This is a genomic window from Mycobacterium gordonae (assembly GCF_017086405.1).
Taxonomy (GTDB): domain Bacteria; phylum Actinomycetota; class Actinomycetes; order Mycobacteriales; family Mycobacteriaceae; genus Mycobacterium; species Mycobacterium gordonae_D.
In genome coordinates, this window is record NZ_CP070973.1 from 4812457 (window position 1) to 4828402 (window position 15946).

A 15946-nucleotide genomic window follows, 5' to 3' on the forward strand; every position below is an offset into this window, starting at 1 on the left:
ATACCGGTGGTTCATGGCGGTTTGGCCACTGGTTCGCGGCGTCGATACCGGCAAACATGGCCGGAATGCGTGCTCAAATCGTGCTGTACGACGGGTTCGACCCGCTGGACGTCATCGGTCCGTTCGAGGTGCTCGCCGCGGGTAGCGAGTTCGTCGGTGGCGAACTGGCCGTGGCACTGGTCTCTGCGCAGGGCGCCCGCAGTGTCACCAGCGGCACCCTTGGCCTGACCCTGAGTGCCAGCGATGCGCTGGACCCGGATCAGGCCGGGTGCGTGCTGGTCCCCGGTGCCAGCGGCCCGATCGCCGGTGACCCCGACGACGGCGTCGACACCATTGCGGTGTTGCTGGCCCGGGCGGCCGACACAGAACTGACTCCGTTGTTGGCCAAGGCCTTTCAGAACTCAGCAACCACCATGGCGGCCGTCTGCGGCGGGTCGATGATCATGGCGATGGCGGGCCTGATCGAAGGGCGCCACGCGGTGACCCATCATCTGGGCCTGGATCTGCTGGACGCGGCCGGCGTCCACGCGGTGGCCGCCCGCGTGGTGGACGATGGCGACCTGGTCACCTCGGGCGGGGTGACCTCCGGCCTGGACCTGGCCCTGCATCTGCTGGACCGGTGGTATGGGCCGCGGGTCGCGCGCGCCGTCGAAGAGCTCTTCGAGTACGAGCGCCGCGGCGTCGTATGGCGCAATGCCGGCCGGGAACCACAGGAGGTGTGACCTGAGTATCGAGGGCGACTGGGACGTGAGGATCAAGACACCGATCGGCACTCTTGAGGTCCGTTACGTGTTCACCCGAGGCTCGGCGGGTCTCACCGGAACCGCCACTTACAAGGACGAAACTGTTGCGCTGCAGAGCATCTCCACCACATCCGGGGTAGACGCCACGCGAGTGACCTGGCGACAATCGGTGCGCCGGCCGATGCGGCTGAACCTCGATTTCGACGTCGTGCAAGCGGGTGACGTGCTGAGCGGACATTCCCGGGCCGGCCGGTTACCGCGCTCGGCTGTGGTCGGCGGACGCCTAAAAGCCTAGTCGGCCAAGCTGTTTGGGGTCGCGCTGCCAATTTTTGGCGACTTTCACCCGCACATCCAGGTAGACCTTGGTGCCGAGGAGTTTCTCGATCTGGGTGCGGGCGGCGGTGCCCACCTCCCGCAACCGGGCGCCGCCCTTGCCGATGACGATACCTTTCTGGCTGTCGCGCTCGACATAAAGCACGGCGTGCACATCGATCAGGTCGTCCCGGTCCTCCCGCGGGCTGACCTCCTCGATCACCACCGCCAGCGAATGGGGCAACTCGTCGCGCACACCCTCGAGTGCGGCCTCGCGGATCAGCTCGGCCATCAGCGTCTCTTCGGGTTCGTCGGTGAGCTCGCCGCCGGGGTAGTACGCCGGGCCGGGCGGTAGCGCGGCCGCCAGGACCTCGGTCAGCACGTCGACCTGGGCACCCGAAACCGCGGATACCGGAACGATTTCCGCGGCGTGGGGGACGAGCTCGCTGACCGCGACAAGCTGGGCGGCCACCCGGTCTTTAGGCACCTTGTCGATCTTGGTCACAATGGCCACCAGGGTGGTTTTCGGGGCAAGCGCGCTGATCTGCTCGACGATCCAGCGATCGCCCGGTCCGATCGGCTCGTCGGCCGGTATGCACAGCCCGATGACATCGACCTCGGTATAGGTGTCGCGTACCAGGTCGTTGAGCCGCTTGCCCAGTAGGGTCCGAGGCCGGTGCAACCCCGGGGTGTCGACGAGGATGATCTGGAAATGCTCCCGATGCACGATGCCTCGGATGGTGTGGCGGGTGGTCTGCGGGCGCATCGAGGTGATCGCCACCTTGGCGCCCACCAACGCATTGGTGAGCGTCGACTTGCCGGTGTTGGGCCGGCCGATCAGACACACGAAGCCCGAACGGAACTCGCTCATGCCGCAGCTCTCGCCGAACGTGAACTCACGGCGGTTTCGGGCGCATTTTCTCGACGTGGGTGCACGTTCGGCGTCACTGAATGTCCTCCTCGGTTTCGACCGGGCTCAGCAATACGGTGCCGATCCGCACCCGGCCACGGTGGTCGCGGCCGCCCTCGGCCTGCAGACGCAGGCCGTGCGAGACCACCTCGGCTCCGGGCAGCGGCACGCGGCCCAGTTCCAGCGCCAACAGCCCGCCGACGGTGTCGACGTCGAGATCGTCGTCGAAGGTGACCCCGTACAGCTCTCCCACGTCCTCAATCGGCAGTCGAGCCGACACCCGGAAGTGCTTGTCCCCCAACTCCTCGATCGGCGCGGTCTCGGCCTGGTCGTACTCGTCGGCTATCTCGCCCACGATCTCCTCGAGCACGTCCTCGATGCTCACCAGACCGGCGATGGCGCCGTACTCATCGACTAGCAACGCCATGTGGTTACGGTCGCGCTGCATCTCCCGCAGCAACGCGTCCAGCGGCTTGGAGTCCGGTACGAACACCGCCGGCCGCATGACCTGCGCCACGGTACTTTCCCGACTCCGTTCGGTCGAGTAGAAGATATGCCGCACAAGGTCTTTCAGGTACACCACACCGAGGATGTCGTCGACGTTCTCCCCGATCACCGGGATGCGCGAATACCCGCTGCGCACTGCCAGGGCCATCGCCTGACTCGGCGACTTGTCACCCTCGATCCAGACCATCTCGGTCCGCGGCACCATCACCTCGCGCGCCGGAGTGTCGCCGAGTTCGAAGACGGACTCGATCATGCGGCGTTCGTCCGCGGCGACCACGCCACGCTGCTGCGCCAGGTCGACCACCTCGCGCAGTTCGATCTCGGAGGCAAACGGCCCGTTGCGAAAACCGCGTCCGGGCGTGAGCGCGTTACCCAATAGCACCAGCACCCGGCTGATGGGCATCAGTAACCACGAAATAACCTGCAGCGGAAGGGCGGTCGCCAACGAGATGGAGTACGCGTGCTGGCGTCCGAGGGTGCGCGGGCCCACACCGATGACGACGAAGCTAGTCACCACCATGATGGCCGCCGCGCCCCACACCGCCCATCCCAGGCCGAAGTTGTCATAGAGGAAGACCACCAGCAGCACGGTCGCGGTGATCTCGCAGGTGATACGCAGCAGCACCACCAGGTTGATGTAGCGGGGCCGGTCTGCCATCACCTTGAGCAAGGATCTGGCGCCGGGCCGCTCGTCGCGCACCAACTCGTGCACCCGGGCGAGCGACACGGTGCTGACGGCTGCATCCAGCGCAGCGAACAATCCGCCCAGACCGATCAGCACGATCACGCCGAGCAGCTGATAGAAGCTGGTCACGGCTGGTCGAAAAACCTTGACTTGTCCAGCAGCCGGCGGTCCCGCTCGTGCTGCCGATCGTTGTGGTAGGCCTCGACCTGATCGGCCACCCACTCCTCGAGCAGCCGGTCCTGCAGAGCGAACATCTCCCGCTCTTCGTCGGGCTCGCCATGGTCGTAGCCGAGCAGATGCAGCACGCCGTGGATGGTGAGCAGCGCCAGTTCGTGTCCGAGGCTGTGGCCCGCCGCCGCGGCCTGTTCGGCAGCGAATTCCGGACACAGCACGATGTCGCCCAGCATGGCCGGGCCTGGCTCGGGCGCATCGGGACGACCGCCCGGCTCGAGTTCATCCATCGGGAAGCTCATCACGTCCGTCGGCCCGGGCAGGTCCATCCAGCGCATGTGCAGATCGGCCATGGCAGCAATGTCCAACAGCACCATCGACAGCTCGGCGGCCGGGTTGACATCCATTCGGTTGATGACGAATTTCGCGACGCTGACCAGTTCGGTTTCGGAGACGTCGATGCCCGACTCGTTGGATACCTCGATACTCATAACGCGCTCACGCACTCATCATCGACGATTGCGACTGCCCGACGCCCGCCGAGCCGCCCGGTTCAGACCGGAGCCGGGCTCCTCGTATCGCGCATAGGCATCGACGATCTCCGACACCAGCCGGTGACGGACGACGTCCTGGCTGGTCAACTCGGAGATCTGGATGTCCTCGATGTCCTCGAGGATGTCGACCGCCGCGCGCAGACCGGACTGTGCACCGCCGGGTAGGTCGATCTGGGTGACGTCGCCGGTGATCACCATCTTGGAGCCGAAGCCCAACCGCGTCAGGAACATCTTCATCTGTTCGGCGGTGGTGTTCTGCGCCTCGTCGAGCACGATGAAGGCGTCATTGAGCGAACGGCCCCTCATGTATGCCAGCGGGGCCACCTCGATGACCCCAGCCGACATCAACTTCGGGATCAACTCGGGGTCCATCATGTCGTAGAGCGCGTCGTAGAGGGGCCGCAGATAAGGGTCGATCTTCTCGCTCAGTGTGCCTGGCAGAAAGCCAAGGCGCTCACCGGCTTCCACCGCGGGGCGGGTCAAGATGATGCGGGTGACCTGCTTGGTCTGCAGCGCGTGCACGGCCTTGGCCATGGCCAGGTACGTCTTGCCGGTACCGGCCGGGCCGATTCCGAACACGATCGTGTTGGCGTCGATCGCATCGACGTAGCGCTTCTGGTTGAGCGTCTTGGGCCGGATGGTCTTTCCGCGCCGCGACAAGATGTCGAGCGTGAGCACCTCAGCCGGCGACTCGTTGCCGGTGCCGACCAGCATGGCCACGCTGTGCCGCACCACTTCTGGCGTCAGCGCCTGGCCCCGCGACACGATCGCCACGAGTTCGGAGACGGCGCGTTCGGCCAGTGCCACCTCGGCCGGCTCACCGGACATGTTGACGGTGTTGCCGCGCACATGCAGTTTGGCTTTGAGGGCGCGTTCGAGCGCGCGCAGATTCTCATCGGCCCTACCTAGCAGGCCCACCACGAGGTCGGGCGGAACATCGATGCTGCTGCGAACTTGGGCGTCGGCCGGCCTGGCTACACCAGCATCAGCGGCGCGGGACTCGCGGGGCGTCACGTGGTTTCTGCTGCCTGCTTTCTGGCGTATAGGGCTTTTCGGGAACGACGGCCTCAGTCTACCGCCGTCCAGTTATCGGTTCCCAGCGATTTGACGCCGGCCAGCAAGATAGACAGACCGCGCTCGAAATCGGCACCCGCCGTCGATTGCTTGCTGACCTGCGCCAAAGCGGCGATGTGCGGGTGTTCGGCACCGGCCAGCGCGCCTATCCGCGCCGCTACCGCGGTTTGCTCCCGATCGCGCTCGGCGCCGGCGAGCGGACCGCCGGTTCAGCCTGCGCGCTGCCCATGACAAGACCCAGCACCGCCCGGAAGGCGGCCAGCAGGTCGCCGGCGGCAAGCCCCGCGCACCGCAGGGCGGCGATCAACCGGTCTGCGGCCGCGTAGCTCGAAGCCGACACCGTACGACGCGTGAGCACCAGGGGCACAGCGTTGGGTTGCCGTCACACCGTCTGCCAGATCGCCATCACGATCGCATGCACGTCGGTACACCAATCATCGTTCGGGGCAGGAAGTTTCACCTCGCTGATGACCGCTTCGGCGATTAATTGCTCGAGTTCGCCGCGATCCCTGACGTAGTTGTAGAGCGTCATCGGGCCGGTGCCCAGGGCGGCCGTGACCGACCCACATCGACCCGTCCGCCACCGCTGTCGCGGTAGCGGAGACCGGTGATGGTGACGACGAGGGCGGTGTCCGTCACCGTCTGCGCGACGGCGGTATTGAATTCTTCGTCGTTGACGAAACGATCTCGGCCTCGGCGAGCACAACCGGGCTGTTGGGAGTGTCGGTCGCCCGGACATGTTCAGACCGGGTCATGATTGCCCGGTGGGCCGTAGGACCTTAGCCATAATGATTGTCGTCACCGGTCCAGTCGAGTTCGTGCAGTGCCGCGAAGAGCATTGGCGCGGGTGTGCTGGTGCCGATGCTTGGCGGCGTTGACGAGATCAAAGCTGTCGTCAGCCGACATGCTTCGTCTTCCTTGCATTCTGCAATCAAGAACAGTCGTTTCCGCCGTCGTCGACCGGAGGCAGTCCACCGATCGATACTTAGCTGGATCGACCAGCGCTGCCATTCGCCCCGTTAATGACGCTCAGGCCGCCGCCGCCGCCTTGACCATTTTGTCCGCCGACGCCTCCGCTGTTCCGAAATGCATCGTTGCCTGCGCCCGCGCCGCCGCCCCCACCCTCAACACCATCGAGGCCATCGGCACCGTTACGACCGGGGCTGTTGGTGGCGGCGCCGCCTCCGCCGCCACCGCCGACGCCGCCATCATCGAAACGGTTAGCGCCAGAGCCTCCCGCGCCACCGAATCCCTGCTGCGAAACAGAATTGGACGCTGCGCCGCCACTGCCGCCGTCGCCGGCGCCACCTTCAGTCGATGCGGCTGCACCGCCACCCCCGCCGCCCCCGCCGAGAGCACCGGGACCCACCGCGGTACCGCCACCGCCGCCACCGCCCCCAGCGCCGCCTGATCCGCCGATCGCGGCAGAAGCATGAGCACCTGCGCCACCATTACCACCGCCACCACCTGATCCGCTGGCTGAAATAGGCCCAGTCGTAAATGCGGTGCCGCCAGCACCCCCACCGCCCCCGGCCCCGCCGGTCCCGCCGGTCCCGCCCTTGCCGTTGCCAGTGCCGGCATCGCCACCGCTCCCGCCGGCTCCTCCACCACCACCACCGCCACCGGAAACGATGTCACCGGATGTCGCACTCGACGAGTTGGCGCCACCGTCGCCGCCGTTGGCGCCCTGTCCGCCGGACCCGCCGGTGCCGTTAGTCCCGCCTTGGGGGGTGCCGCCTCCGGCACCGCCGGAACCACCGTTGCCGCCGTGCCCGCCCTGACCGCCGATGCTGTCAGCGATTCCGTTGCCGGGACTGCCGGCGCCGCCGACACCACCGGTGCCGCCGGTGCCACCGGTGCCGCCGATTCCCGAGACTCCGGCGCTGCTGCCGCTTCCTCCGCCACCAGCGTCGCCGCCGATGCCGCCCACGCCGCCTGGTCCGCCGTCGCCCCCGTCGAGATGATCCGCGGTACCTGCCAAACCGGTCCCGCCGCTTCCGCCATGACCGCCTGCGCCTCCATTGCCACCGGCGCCACCTGAGCCGAGCAGTCCCAGAGCGGCACCGCCGGCTCCACCAGCACCCCCCGCCCCGCCAGGAGCCCCAGCGCTGCCGCTGCCTGCCACGCCGGCGCCGCCGGCTCCACCTATTCCTCCGACCCCGCCGGCCCCGCCGGCCCACCCCACTAGTGCGTGGGCGCGGCCCCCGGCACCACCTGCGCCGCCCACCCCACCAGCAACGCCGACTCCGCCGGCCGCACCCATGCCGCCGGCGCCGCCCGCTCCGCCAAAGCCACCCTGCAGCCCACCGCCGCCACCGACTCCACCAGCACCCCCAGCCCCACCAGGAATGATCGCGTTACCGCCGGCGCCACCGCGCCCGCCGTTTCCGAACAAACCTGCATCACCGCCTGGACCACCGGGCTTACCCGGCGCCCCGGAACCTCCGTTACCCCCATTGCCGACCAAGATCCCGCCGGGTCCGCCAGCCTGCCCGGTCCCCGGTGCCCCGTTGGTGCCATTGCCGATCAGCGGGCGCGCCAACAAAATCTGGGTAGGGGCATTGATTACATCGAGAATGTTGGCTTGTAGCGTCTGTAGCGGAACGATATTCGCGGCCTCGGCTGCCGCATAGACTCTTGCCGTTCCGCTCAGCATCTCAACGAAACGCCGATGGAACAGCATCGCTTGCGCGCTAAGCGCATGATACTGCTGCCCGTATGCGACCAGCGCGCTGGAGATCGCCGCCGAGACCTCGTCTTGTGCGGCGACGGCGATTTGTGTTGTCGAGTTCGTCGCCACAGCATTTGCGGCTCTGATCGTCGATTCGATCCCGGTCAAACTCTCGGAAGCGCTCGTCAACACGTCAATTTCGGCGACCACAAACGATGACATAGTGGACTCCGATCGTCAGGATATCCAGTCTCAGAATGGTTAAAGATTGTACGCCTATTCGTTTGTTCGCAAGATGCTCAAGAGTCTGCGGTTTTAGCAAGACAGGCGGTTTCACCGTTCGAGCAGGAGGTAGCGGAGGCCTAGTACTGGTCTGGAATCGGAGCCAGCTGTCGTAGTGACGACATCTTGGCTGCGGCGCATTTCGTGCTGATCCTGGGCCCCAACCACTTGACGAGACGCATCGCCGGTTGCGGCGTCACGATCAACACGCTCGCCACTGCCGTCGGTCCGTCCTAGACGCCCGAAGATCGATGGTCGTTCCGCTGGCAACGACGGTGGCGGCAGCGCGTGCGGTCTGCCCATTGGTGCGGGCAAGCAGTTGACGGTGACGATGGTGGGCGTGCACACGGTCGGCGAGGCGTCGCAGCGCGGACAGCGGGGTTGGGGGTGGCGGCGCCGCAGCGTCCATTCCGGATCAAGGTCGCGTGGTTCAGGCAGCGCCCGAGTCAGCTGGTCGACCGGACACCCGAGGGCGAGTGCCGAATCCGTTCGTACCGGCGGCCGCACGGGCTCGCGGACTGACGCTGCGTGCCACCGATACGGAGTGGATTCACGACGACGGCGCCCGGACGGTCTGTGTAGACCGCGTGGCGCTGCCGTCGGTGCTCGCCGGGCGCTGGCGGGCGCTGGACCTCCTGAGTGGTGACGGTGTCGAGGTGTTGCGTACCGGATCTCAGCGCCCTAGCAACGTATTGGAGGGCAAATTCCGGTCGAGCACCTTGTGCGCCTGCGCCGCTCCGGTGACCGGAAGTGACGACTCGTCCAAAAGGCCGATCTGCACCAGCAGCGACGCCTGGTCCCAATAGATCCGTTCGTATGCCACCTGTGACCCCTCGAAGCCCATCACCACCACCAGCGGAAGCTGGACCGGGCGGCCGGTGGGCGCCACGCCGGGGAGAAAAGTCGGCATCGCGATGTCGTGGGTGAACGAGATGACCATCTCCTCGACCACCCGGTCGGCGCCGACGGTGCGGGAGACGGGCGTGATGGTGGTGTCGTCGGGCCAGTGGCCGATGAAATACCGGCCGTAGAAGTCGGCCACGGCGGCGGCGCCCACCCCGCCCATCATGGTGGGCACGTGGTTGACGGACGGGTCTGCCGTCATCGTGGCCATGGTCGCCTGCACGTCTTTGCTGACGAACTCGCCGGCCACATGCTCATCGAAGATCGCGCTCAGATCGTCTGCGGCGCTAGTCATGTCCGGTTCCTTCGTCATCGAGCGGTGGTGCATCCCAGCGCGACGTCAGCACCCCCAGCGCACCCAACGCCACCGCGGCCGCGGTGGACGTGCGTAACACCGTGGGCCCCAGTCGAACCGTGACGGCGCCGGCGCCGGTCAGCGCCGCGATCTCGTCCGGCGCGATTCCGCCCTCGGGTCCGACCACCAGTGTCAGCGAGTTCGCCTGTGCCACGGCGACATCGGCGATGCGATCGGTCGCCGACTCGTGCAGCGCCAACACCGCGCCCCCGGCAGCGACCTCGGCACGTACCCGCGCGGTCAGCGCTTTGGTGGACAGCACCCCGTCGACCGTCGGAATGTGCGCCCGACGGGACTGCCGCGCGGCCGAGCGCACCACCGCTCGCCACCGGCGCAGGCCCTTGTCGGCGCGCGCGCCGTCCCACTGAGCGACACAGCGCGCCGCCTGCCAGGCCACGAAGGCGTCGGCACCGGCCTCGGTCGCCGACTCGATGGCGAGTTCAGACCGTTCGGACTTCGGCAGCGCTTGCACCACCGTCACCGGCGGTGTGCCGGGTTCGAGAGTCCAGCGGCTCTGGACGCGGGCCCGAAGTCCCTCCCGCCCAGCGTGTTCCACCAAACAACGGGCCAGCCCACCGGCGCCGTCGCCGAGCACCAACGCTTCGCCGGGACGGATCCGCCGCACGGTGGCCGCGTGGAAACCTTCGTCGCCGTCCACGACGGCCAGTGCGCCGACGTCGGGCAGCTCATCGAGGTAGAACAGCGTGGCCACCATGTGAGCCGGGAAAGGTCAGCGTCCGGTGAAGGTTTCGCGCAGGCGGCTGAACAGTCCGCCGTTGTTGGCGTGCGACGAACGGACCTCGGCCACGTCACGGTTGCGGCGGTTCTTCAGCTCCCGCAGCAGTTCGGTGTCGTGGTGGTCCAGCCTGGTGGGAACCACCACCTCGACGTGGACGTGCAGATCACCGCGAGTGCTGGACCGCAGCTGCGGCATCCCGCGGCCGCGCAGCGTGATCACCGCGCCCGGCTGGGTGCCGGGCGGAATCACGATCTCGCTGGTTCCGTCCAGGATGGCGTCCAGGCTGACGCTGACGCCCAGTGCGGCGTCGACCATCGGCACCGACACCGTGCAGTGCAGGTCGTCACCCTCTCGGGCGAAGATGTCGTGGGCCTGCTCGTGCACTTCGACGTACAGGTCGCCGGCCGGTCCGCCGCCGGGACCTACCTCACCCTGTGCGGCAAGCCTGACCCGCATTCCCTCCGCGACCCCGGCCGGAATCTTGACGGTGATGTCCCGGCGCGCGCGCACCCGGCCGTCGCCCATGCACTGATAGCACGGATCGGGGATGACCACGCCCACACCACGGCAGGTCGGGCACGGCCGCGACGTCAGCATCTGGCCCAGCAGCGAACGCTGGACGGTCTGCACCTCGCCGCGTCCGGCACAGGTGTCGCAGGGAACGGGGGCGGAATCGCCGTTGGTGCCCTTGCCCTGGCACCGGTCGCACAACACTGCGGTGTCCACGGTGACCTGCTTGGTGACGCCAGTCGCGCACTCCTCCAGGTCCAGGCGCATGCGCAGCAAGGAGTCCGAACCCGGCCGCACCCGCCCGATCGGACCACGGCCCGCGCCGCCGCCGAAACCGCCACCGCCGCCGAAGAACGCCTCGAAGACGTCACCCAGGCCGCCGAAACCACCGAATCCGCCCCCGGCGGCACCGGCGTTCTCCAGCGGATCGCCGCCGAGGTCGACGATGCGGCGCTTCTCCGGATCGCTGAGCACCTCGTAGGCGACGCTGATGTCCTTGAACCGCGCCTGCGCTTCCTCGTCGGGATTGACGTCGGGGTGCAGTTCGCGCGCCAGCTTGCGGTAGGCGCGTTTGATCTCCGCGTCGTTAGCGCCCTTGCTGACGCCGAGTAGCCCGTAGTAATCGCGTGCCACGATTCGCCTTTCTAGGCTGGTTGTGGCCGCCAGTCAGGCGGCCATCCAGAAAATCTGTGCAGGGTGCGCGCTCATCGAGCACCCAGAACTTCGCCGATATACATAGCAACCGCGGCAACACTGGCCATAGTTCCCGGATAGTCCATGCGGGTGGGCCCCAACACACCCATACCGCCGTAGACGGTGTCGTGGGTGCCGTAAGCGGTCGACACCATCGAGGTGCCGGCCATCTGCTCGGCCTCCGTCTCCTGGCCGATGCGCACCGTGACCTTGCCCGCTTCCTGCTGGGCCGCCAGCAACCGCAACACCACCACCTGCTCCTCGAGCGCCTCCAGGATGGAGCGCAGCGAGCCGCCGAAATCAGCGGCATTGCGGGTCAGGTTGGCGGTGCCGCCCAACAGCAGGCGCTCCTCGGTGTGCTCGACCAGCGATTCCAGCAGCACCGTGGCCGAACGACCGACGGCGTCGCCTAGCCCGTCCCCGCCGTGCAGGCGCCCGGCGAGATCGGCCACCGCGATCGAGGCAGCGGAGAGGCGCTTGCCCACCAGGGCCTGACCGAGCATCTCCCGCAGTTGTGAGAGCTGATGGTCCTCGATGACGTCGCCGAGCTCGACGATGCGCTGATCCACCCGGCCGGAGTCGGTGATAACTACCATCAACAACCGGGCGGGGGTCAGGGCTATCACTTCCAGGTGGCGGACCGTCGAGGTGGACAGCGTCGGGTACTGCACGACGGCGACCTGGCGGGTCAGCTGCGCCAGTAGCCGCACCGCACGGCGCAGCACGTCGTCGAGGTCGACGCCGGACTCCAGAAAGCCCTGAATCGCGCGTCGCTCCGCCGACGACAGCGGTTTGACGTCGTCGAGGCGGTCGACGAACTCCCGGTATCCCTTCTCCGTGGGAACCCGGCCGGAGCTGGTGTGCGGCTGAGTGATGTAGCCCTCGGCCTCCAGCACCGCCATGTCGTTGCGGATGGTCGCGCTGGATACGCCCAGGTTGTGCCGCTCAACCAGCGACTTCGACCCGATCGGTTCGTGAGTGGAGACGAAGTCGGCGACGATGGCATGCAACACCTGGAAGCGACGCTCATCAGCGCTACCCATTGCCTATCACCCCCATCTGCGTTTGCCGGCCGTGTTCATTTTACGGTCTCAACCGGATCTGACCTGCCAACGGTTGATCGGAGGCTTAACCCCACTGCTCCGGCGCGGCAGCTAGCCTTTTCAGGTGGCCAGGACCAGGGGCGCGTCGAGCCGAAGCTCAGGCGAAAGCGACTATCAATGATTTTCAAAGGCGTGCGTGACGGTAAGCCGTATCCAGAACACGGGCTGTCTTACCGGGACTGGTCTCAGATACCGCCGCAGCAGATCCGCCTCGACGAATTGGTCACCACCACGACGGTGCTGGCCCTGGACCGCCTGCTGTCGGAGGATTCGACCTTCTACGGAGACCTTTTCCCGCATGCGGTGAAGTGGCACGGCGTCATCTACCTCGAGGACGGACTCCACCGGGCCGTGCGGGCGGCACTACGCAATCGGGTGGTGCTGCATGCCCGCGTCTACGACATGGACATGGCGGCGCCCGGCTAGAACCGATCACGGTTGCGTGCCTGGATTGGTCGCTGCGCAGACGCAAAAGCACCCTCTTCGGGCCCCGACGAGGGTGCTTTTGCGTCTGGTCGCGGGTCAGCGCGAGGCGGCCTGCAACAGCTCCATCGCGGAACTACGGGAAAGCACCCAGCTGCCCTGGTTGACGAAGGTGACGCTCTGCGTGACCGGTGAGGAGAGCTTGGGGCCGGAAACCGACACGTCGGCAGTGGCCGAGTTGGCCGCGGCCGGCTGGATGTTCGCCACGCTGAACGACAGCGGCAAGTCGCCATTCTTGGCGGCCTTCTTGAGCTGGTGGTCGGCGATGTGCGCCTCGGTGCCGCCGATCCCGCCCTCGACCAGACCACTCTTGTTGGCGAACGGCACGTTGGGATCGGCCAGGCTGGTGAGGATGCCGGTCAGCTGGGCGCTGGTCGGCAAGCCGGCCGCTGCCGGTGCCGGGTCCTGCGGCAGCGGCGCACCGAAGACGACGGGTTGCACCTGATAGCCGACCGGGCTGGTGGCAGTCGCACCGGCGGCGGCGCCGCCGATGACGGCGATAGCCGCAGCAGCGATGACGATTGATTTCATGGGTTTCCTCCCGGTTGTGCCCGCCATGGGCGGGGCGCGGAACACAGCTGTGTGCCAGTCAACATTTGTGCGCCGTGCAGTCTTGTCGCGATTTCGGCCAGTTTCGTTACACCACGCTACCTAGCGACTCCGGGCCGACCTGTGCCCTAGATGTGCGTAAGCCAGGAAAATCGCGCGGCCGGATCACCGGCTACGTCTTTGAGGTGCGGAGATTCGCCTTCGGTAGGCTCCCATGTCGACATGACTGATGCTGAACCGGTCCTCAAACGTGAACTTGCCGACATCTCCGATGAGGTCCGCGCCGTTCCGGCGCCTCCGACGCCGATACTGTCCGCGCCGTACGCGTTCCGCCTCGCCGACCCGGACGCGGACGCGGCGATGATCGCGGAGTGGATGAATCGGCCGCACCTGGCACAGGCGTGGGAGTACGACTGGCCGGTGGCGCGTTGGCATCGGTACCTGCGCGCCCAGCTGGACGGCAGCTATTCCCGTCCGTTCGTCGGGAGCCGACACGGCCAGGACCTCGGGTATATCGAGTTATATCGGGCGGCAAAAGATTCCGTTGGCCGCCTGTACCAGGCCGACCCCTACGACGTGGGTATGCACGCCGCGATCGCCGACCTGCGGATCGTCAACCGCGGTCTGGGTCCGATCTTGTTTCCGCGCATCGCGGCCAGCGTCTTCGAACTTGAACCGCATTGTCGGCGAATCGTTTTCGAGCCGGATTACGACAACGCGGCGGCGCGGCGGTTGTGTGAGTTCACCGGCTGCGCCTTTCTCGGTGAGCATGCGATGAATCATCGGAGGGTAGCCCTGTACGCCTTGTGCAGGTCACCGGCCGACGCCCCGCCTATTAACTAGCAACCATCGGCTATCGGCCGTTCAGGCTCCGTCTGAGTTCCAGCCGTCGCAGCTTTCCGGACGAGGTGCGCGGCAGCGAACCCGGCGCCAGCAGGACGACGTTCGCGGGCACGACGCCACACGCCGACGCGATCCGCGCCACCAGTTCGCTGCGAGCGCCGGATTCGTCGGGGCCACGAAACTCGGCGGCGACGATGAGGCCCGGACGGGCCGAGTCATCCGTTTCGATCGCCACCACCGCACCTTCGCGGACTCCCCGCACCTCGGCGGCGACCCGTTCGACCTCGCTCGGGAAGATGTTTCGCCCGGCGACCGAGATGACCTCCTTGGCACGACCGCAGACCACCAGCCCGCCGTCGGCGAAGTAACCCAGATCGCCGGTCTTGAACCAGCTCCCCGGTTCAACCGGCGACTCGCCGAGGTATCCCGACATCATCGAGGTGCCGCAGATTTCGATCTCACCGATATCTCGTCCCGCAGCCTCGGCTCGACACCCTTGCGCAGCCGGGCCGATCCGGACCTGCATCCCGGGGATCGCCGCACCGAGGATGGCGTGCCGACCCGGTTTAATCTCCGACCCGTCTGCAGCACAAGCGATTTCGTCGTAGCGCAGGCCGGTGCCCGGCGGCGGCGCGGTCACCGCACAACTGGCTTCGGCAAGCCCGTAGGAAGGCATGACGGCACCGGGATTCAAGCCGATCCCGCTCAGCGCCGAGCTGAACCGCTCCAGCGCGACGCAGTCGACGGGTTCGCCGCCGTTGATCGCGACTCGTAGTCGCCCGAGGTCGACGTCGGGTGCCCGGCGGGCGTACTTGCCGATCACGGAGTAGGCAAAGTTCGGCGCCGCGGTCAACGTGGCCGCGCTGTCGCCGAGCCAGCTCAGCCACCGGAACGGTGAGCCGGCGAAGGCAGCGGTGGGAGCCAGCCACACCGGGACTCCCGCCAGCATGCCGCTGAGCAAGAAGACCAGGCCCATGTCGTGATAGAGCGGCAGCCACGAGCAACCGACGTCCGTCGACGGGTCGATGCGAACGTGCTGGAGCAGTCCGCTGACGTTGCTGAGCACGGCGGACGGAGAGAGCAGTGCGGTGCGGGGCGTACCGGTCGACCCGGCGGTGCCTTGCAGCACCGCGGGCACGTCGGGGGCGGCAGCGGCCGGTTCCGACGTGGTCGAACGCCGGCCCCGGGCGGCCGCGATGACGTCGTGCACACCCACCGGCGAATCGATGCCCCTGAGCAGTTCGAGCACTGATCCGTGGCTGAAGACTGTGGTGACCCCAAGTCCGATGAACCGGGTCAGCGTCGACTGCGCCCACTGCTTCGGCTCGGCGCCGCGCACCGGCCCCGGCAGGATCGCCACACTCTGTCCGGCCAGCCACGCGCCCTGGATCGCGGCGACCAGTTCGACCGTCGGCTCACCGACCAGACCGACCGCGCCGACGCTGTCCGCGCTGAGCAACCTCGCCGCCACCAGTTCGGCCCGTGACTGCACCTCCGGCCACGGACAGCGGTTCCAGGTTCCCGTGTTGTGGTCGAGGATCACGAGGTCGTGGATCGAGGACCTCATCGACTGGGACAGCGCAGCCGCTAGAACGCTCATCCGGCCACCGAGGTCTTGGCGGAGATGGCCGCTTCGAGGTCGCCGACGGTGTCACAACTGAGCAGGTCCTCGTCGGAAAGCACCACGCCCAGCTTGTCTTCGATTGCCACCATGCCGACCGCAAACGCCACGGAGTCCAGTCCGACATCGTCGATCAGCCGCGACTGCGCGGTGATGTCGCGCACGTCGACTCGCAGATCGTCACGAAGGACCTCCAGCAGGGCGGAGCTTACGGCGTCGGGTGTCGAAAGGTCCACGA

Annotated in this window: 19 protein-coding genes; 4 read left to right on the forward strand and 15 right to left on the reverse strand. The window is 67.1% G+C overall.

From position 1 onward, the window contains the following. Positions 1-65 precede the first annotated feature (65 nt). A complete protein-coding gene (locus JX552_RS20535) occupies positions 66-722 on the forward strand; it encodes a DJ-1/PfpI family protein (protein ID WP_205873746.1) in 657 nt (218 codons plus the stop codon). Position 723: 1 nt separating this feature from the next. Further along, positions 724-1038, forward strand: coding sequence for a hypothetical protein (locus JX552_RS20540; protein ID WP_205878587.1), 315 nt, complete (start codon positions 724-726; stop codon positions 1036-1038). Here the strand turns inward: JX552_RS20540 and era are convergent. The 12 genes from era to hrcA form a co-directional block, all read right to left on the reverse strand. Beyond that, positions 1027-1926: a GTPase Era gene (gene era / locus JX552_RS20545; RefSeq protein ID WP_205873747.1), complete on the reverse strand. Its 900-nt coding sequence runs from the start codon at positions 1924-1926 to the stop codon at positions 1027-1029. The genes JX552_RS20540 and era overlap by 12 nt on opposite strands. Before the next feature lie 73 nt (positions 1927-1999). Further along, a complete protein-coding gene (locus tag JX552_RS20550; RefSeq protein WP_205873748.1) occupies positions 2000-3286 on the reverse strand; it encodes a hemolysin family protein in 1287 nt (428 codons plus the stop codon). Beyond that, positions 3283-3819 (reverse strand): rRNA maturation RNase YbeY, encoded by a 537-nt coding sequence (ybeY, locus tag JX552_RS20555; RefSeq protein WP_205873749.1) that lies wholly within the window; start codon positions 3817-3819, stop codon positions 3283-3285. The genes JX552_RS20550 and ybeY overlap by 4 nt, the downstream gene beginning before the upstream one ends. An 18-nt stretch (positions 3820-3837) precedes the next feature. Next, positions 3838-4896 carry a PhoH family protein gene (locus tag JX552_RS20560; RefSeq protein WP_205873750.1) on the reverse strand — a complete coding sequence of 353 codons (1059 nt, stop codon included), beginning with the start codon at positions 4894-4896 and terminating at the stop codon, positions 3838-3840. 53 nt (positions 4897-4949) lie between these two features. Further along, positions 4950-5105, reverse strand: coding sequence for a hypothetical protein (locus JX552_RS34230; protein WP_431195997.1), 156 nt, complete (start codon positions 5103-5105; stop codon positions 4950-4952). 8 nt (positions 5106-5113) lie between these two features. Beyond that, on the reverse strand, positions 5114-5296 hold the full coding sequence (locus JX552_RS32575; RefSeq protein WP_241010654.1) for a hypothetical protein: 183 nt from the start codon (positions 5294-5296) through the stop codon (positions 5114-5116). Between the two features lie 42 nt (positions 5297-5338). Continuing rightward, entirely contained in the window at positions 5339-5488 is a 150-nt protein-coding gene (locus JX552_RS32580; RefSeq protein WP_241010655.1) for a hypothetical protein, read from the reverse strand. Positions 5489-5941: 453 nt separating this feature from the next. After that, entirely contained in the window at positions 5942-7849 is a 1908-nt protein-coding gene (locus JX552_RS33435; protein WP_205873751.1) for a PE family protein, read from the reverse strand. Between the two features lie 733 nt (positions 7850-8582). Further along, positions 8583-9107, reverse strand: coding sequence for a nuclear transport factor 2 family protein (locus tag JX552_RS20575; RefSeq protein ID WP_205873752.1), 525 nt, complete (start codon positions 9105-9107; stop codon positions 8583-8585). Continuing rightward, positions 9100-9882 carry a 16S rRNA (uracil(1498)-N(3))-methyltransferase gene (locus JX552_RS20580; RefSeq protein ID WP_205873753.1) on the reverse strand — a complete coding sequence of 261 codons (783 nt, stop codon included), beginning with the start codon at positions 9880-9882 and terminating at the stop codon, positions 9100-9102. Before JX552_RS20580 ends, JX552_RS20575 begins: the two co-directional genes overlap by 8 nt. A gap of 15 nt (positions 9883-9897) precedes the next feature. Continuing rightward, positions 9898-11049 carry a molecular chaperone DnaJ gene (gene dnaJ / locus JX552_RS20585; protein WP_205873754.1) on the reverse strand — a complete coding sequence of 384 codons (1152 nt, stop codon included), beginning with the start codon at positions 11047-11049 and terminating at the stop codon, positions 9898-9900. 71 nt (positions 11050-11120) lie between these two features. After that, positions 11121-12152 carry a heat-inducible transcriptional repressor HrcA gene (gene hrcA / locus JX552_RS20590; protein WP_205873755.1) on the reverse strand — a complete coding sequence of 344 codons (1032 nt, stop codon included), beginning with the start codon at positions 12150-12152 and terminating at the stop codon, positions 11121-11123. A gap of 177 nt (positions 12153-12329) precedes the next feature. Here hrcA and JX552_RS20595 point away from each other — a divergent pair, with 177 nt between their 5' ends. Then, positions 12330-12638, forward strand: a complete 309-nt coding sequence (locus JX552_RS20595) for a type II toxin-antitoxin system VapB family antitoxin (protein WP_205873756.1) — start codon at positions 12330-12332, stop codon at positions 12636-12638. 96 nt (positions 12639-12734) lie between these two features. Here the strand turns inward: JX552_RS20595 and JX552_RS20600 are convergent, their stop codons facing one another. Beyond that, entirely contained in the window at positions 12735-13253 is a 519-nt protein-coding gene (locus tag JX552_RS20600) for an MTB12 family secreted protein (RefSeq protein WP_431195877.1), read from the reverse strand. Between the two features lie 213 nt (positions 13254-13466). Between JX552_RS20600 and JX552_RS20605 the strand changes: the two genes are divergently transcribed. After that, entirely contained in the window at positions 13467-14087 is a 621-nt protein-coding gene (locus JX552_RS20605; protein WP_205873758.1) for a GNAT family N-acetyltransferase, read from the forward strand. Between the two features lie 10 nt (positions 14088-14097). On the opposite strand, the gene mbtM is transcribed toward JX552_RS20605, so the two are convergent. Beyond that, entirely contained in the window at positions 14098-15687 is a 1590-nt protein-coding gene (mbtM, locus tag JX552_RS20610; RefSeq protein WP_205873759.1) for a long-chain-fatty acid--ACP ligase MbtM, read from the reverse strand. After that, the gene (locus tag JX552_RS20615; protein ID WP_205873760.1) at positions 15684-15944 is read right to left on the reverse strand and encodes an acyl carrier protein; all 261 of its coding nucleotides are present in this window, start codon (positions 15942-15944) and stop codon (positions 15684-15686) included. Before JX552_RS20615 ends, mbtM begins: the two co-directional genes overlap by 4 nt. Positions 15945-15946 lie beyond the last annotated feature (2 nt).

What these genes read in the sequence shown, in the direction of transcription:
- JX552_RS20535 (WP_205873746.1), top strand. Translation starts at nt 66, where the DNA reads ATGCGTGCTCAAATCGTGCTGTACGACGGGTTCGACCCGCTGGACGTC.
- era (WP_205873747.1), bottom strand. Translation starts at nt 1,926, where the DNA reads ATGAGCGAGTTCCGTTCGGGCTTCGTGTGTCTGATCGGCCGGCCCAAC.
- ybeY (WP_205873749.1), bottom strand. Translation starts at nt 3,819, where the DNA reads ATGAGTATCGAGGTATCCAACGAGTCGGGCATCGACGTCTCCGAAACC.
- JX552_RS32580 (WP_241010655.1), bottom strand. Translation starts at nt 5,488, where the DNA reads ATGACGCTCTACAACTACGTCAGGGATCGCGGCGAACTCGAGCAATTA.
- JX552_RS33435 (WP_205873751.1), bottom strand. Translation starts at nt 7,849, where the DNA reads ATGTCATCGTTTGTGGTCGCCGAAATTGACGTGTTGACGAGCGCTTCC.
- JX552_RS20575 (WP_205873752.1), bottom strand. Translation starts at nt 9,107, where the DNA reads ATGACTAGCGCCGCAGACGATCTGAGCGCGATCTTCGATGAGCATGTG.
- JX552_RS20580 (WP_205873753.1), bottom strand. Translation starts at nt 9,882, where the DNA reads ATGGTGGCCACGCTGTTCTACCTCGATGAGCTGCCCGACGTCGGCGCA.
- hrcA (WP_205873755.1), bottom strand. Translation starts at nt 12,152, where the DNA reads ATGGGTAGCGCTGATGAGCGTCGCTTCCAGGTGTTGCATGCCATCGTC.
- JX552_RS20595 (WP_205873756.1), top strand. Translation starts at nt 12,330, where the DNA reads ATGATTTTCAAAGGCGTGCGTGACGGTAAGCCGTATCCAGAACACGGG.
- JX552_RS20600 (WP_431195877.1), bottom strand. Translation starts at nt 13,253, where the DNA reads ATGGCGGGCACAACCGGGAGGAAACCCATGAAATCAATCGTCATCGCT.
- JX552_RS20605 (WP_205873758.1), top strand. Translation starts at nt 13,467, where the DNA reads ATGACTGATGCTGAACCGGTCCTCAAACGTGAACTTGCCGACATCTCC.
- mbtM (WP_205873759.1), bottom strand. Translation starts at nt 15,687, where the DNA reads ATGAGCGTTCTAGCGGCTGCGCTGTCCCAGTCGATGAGGTCCTCGATC.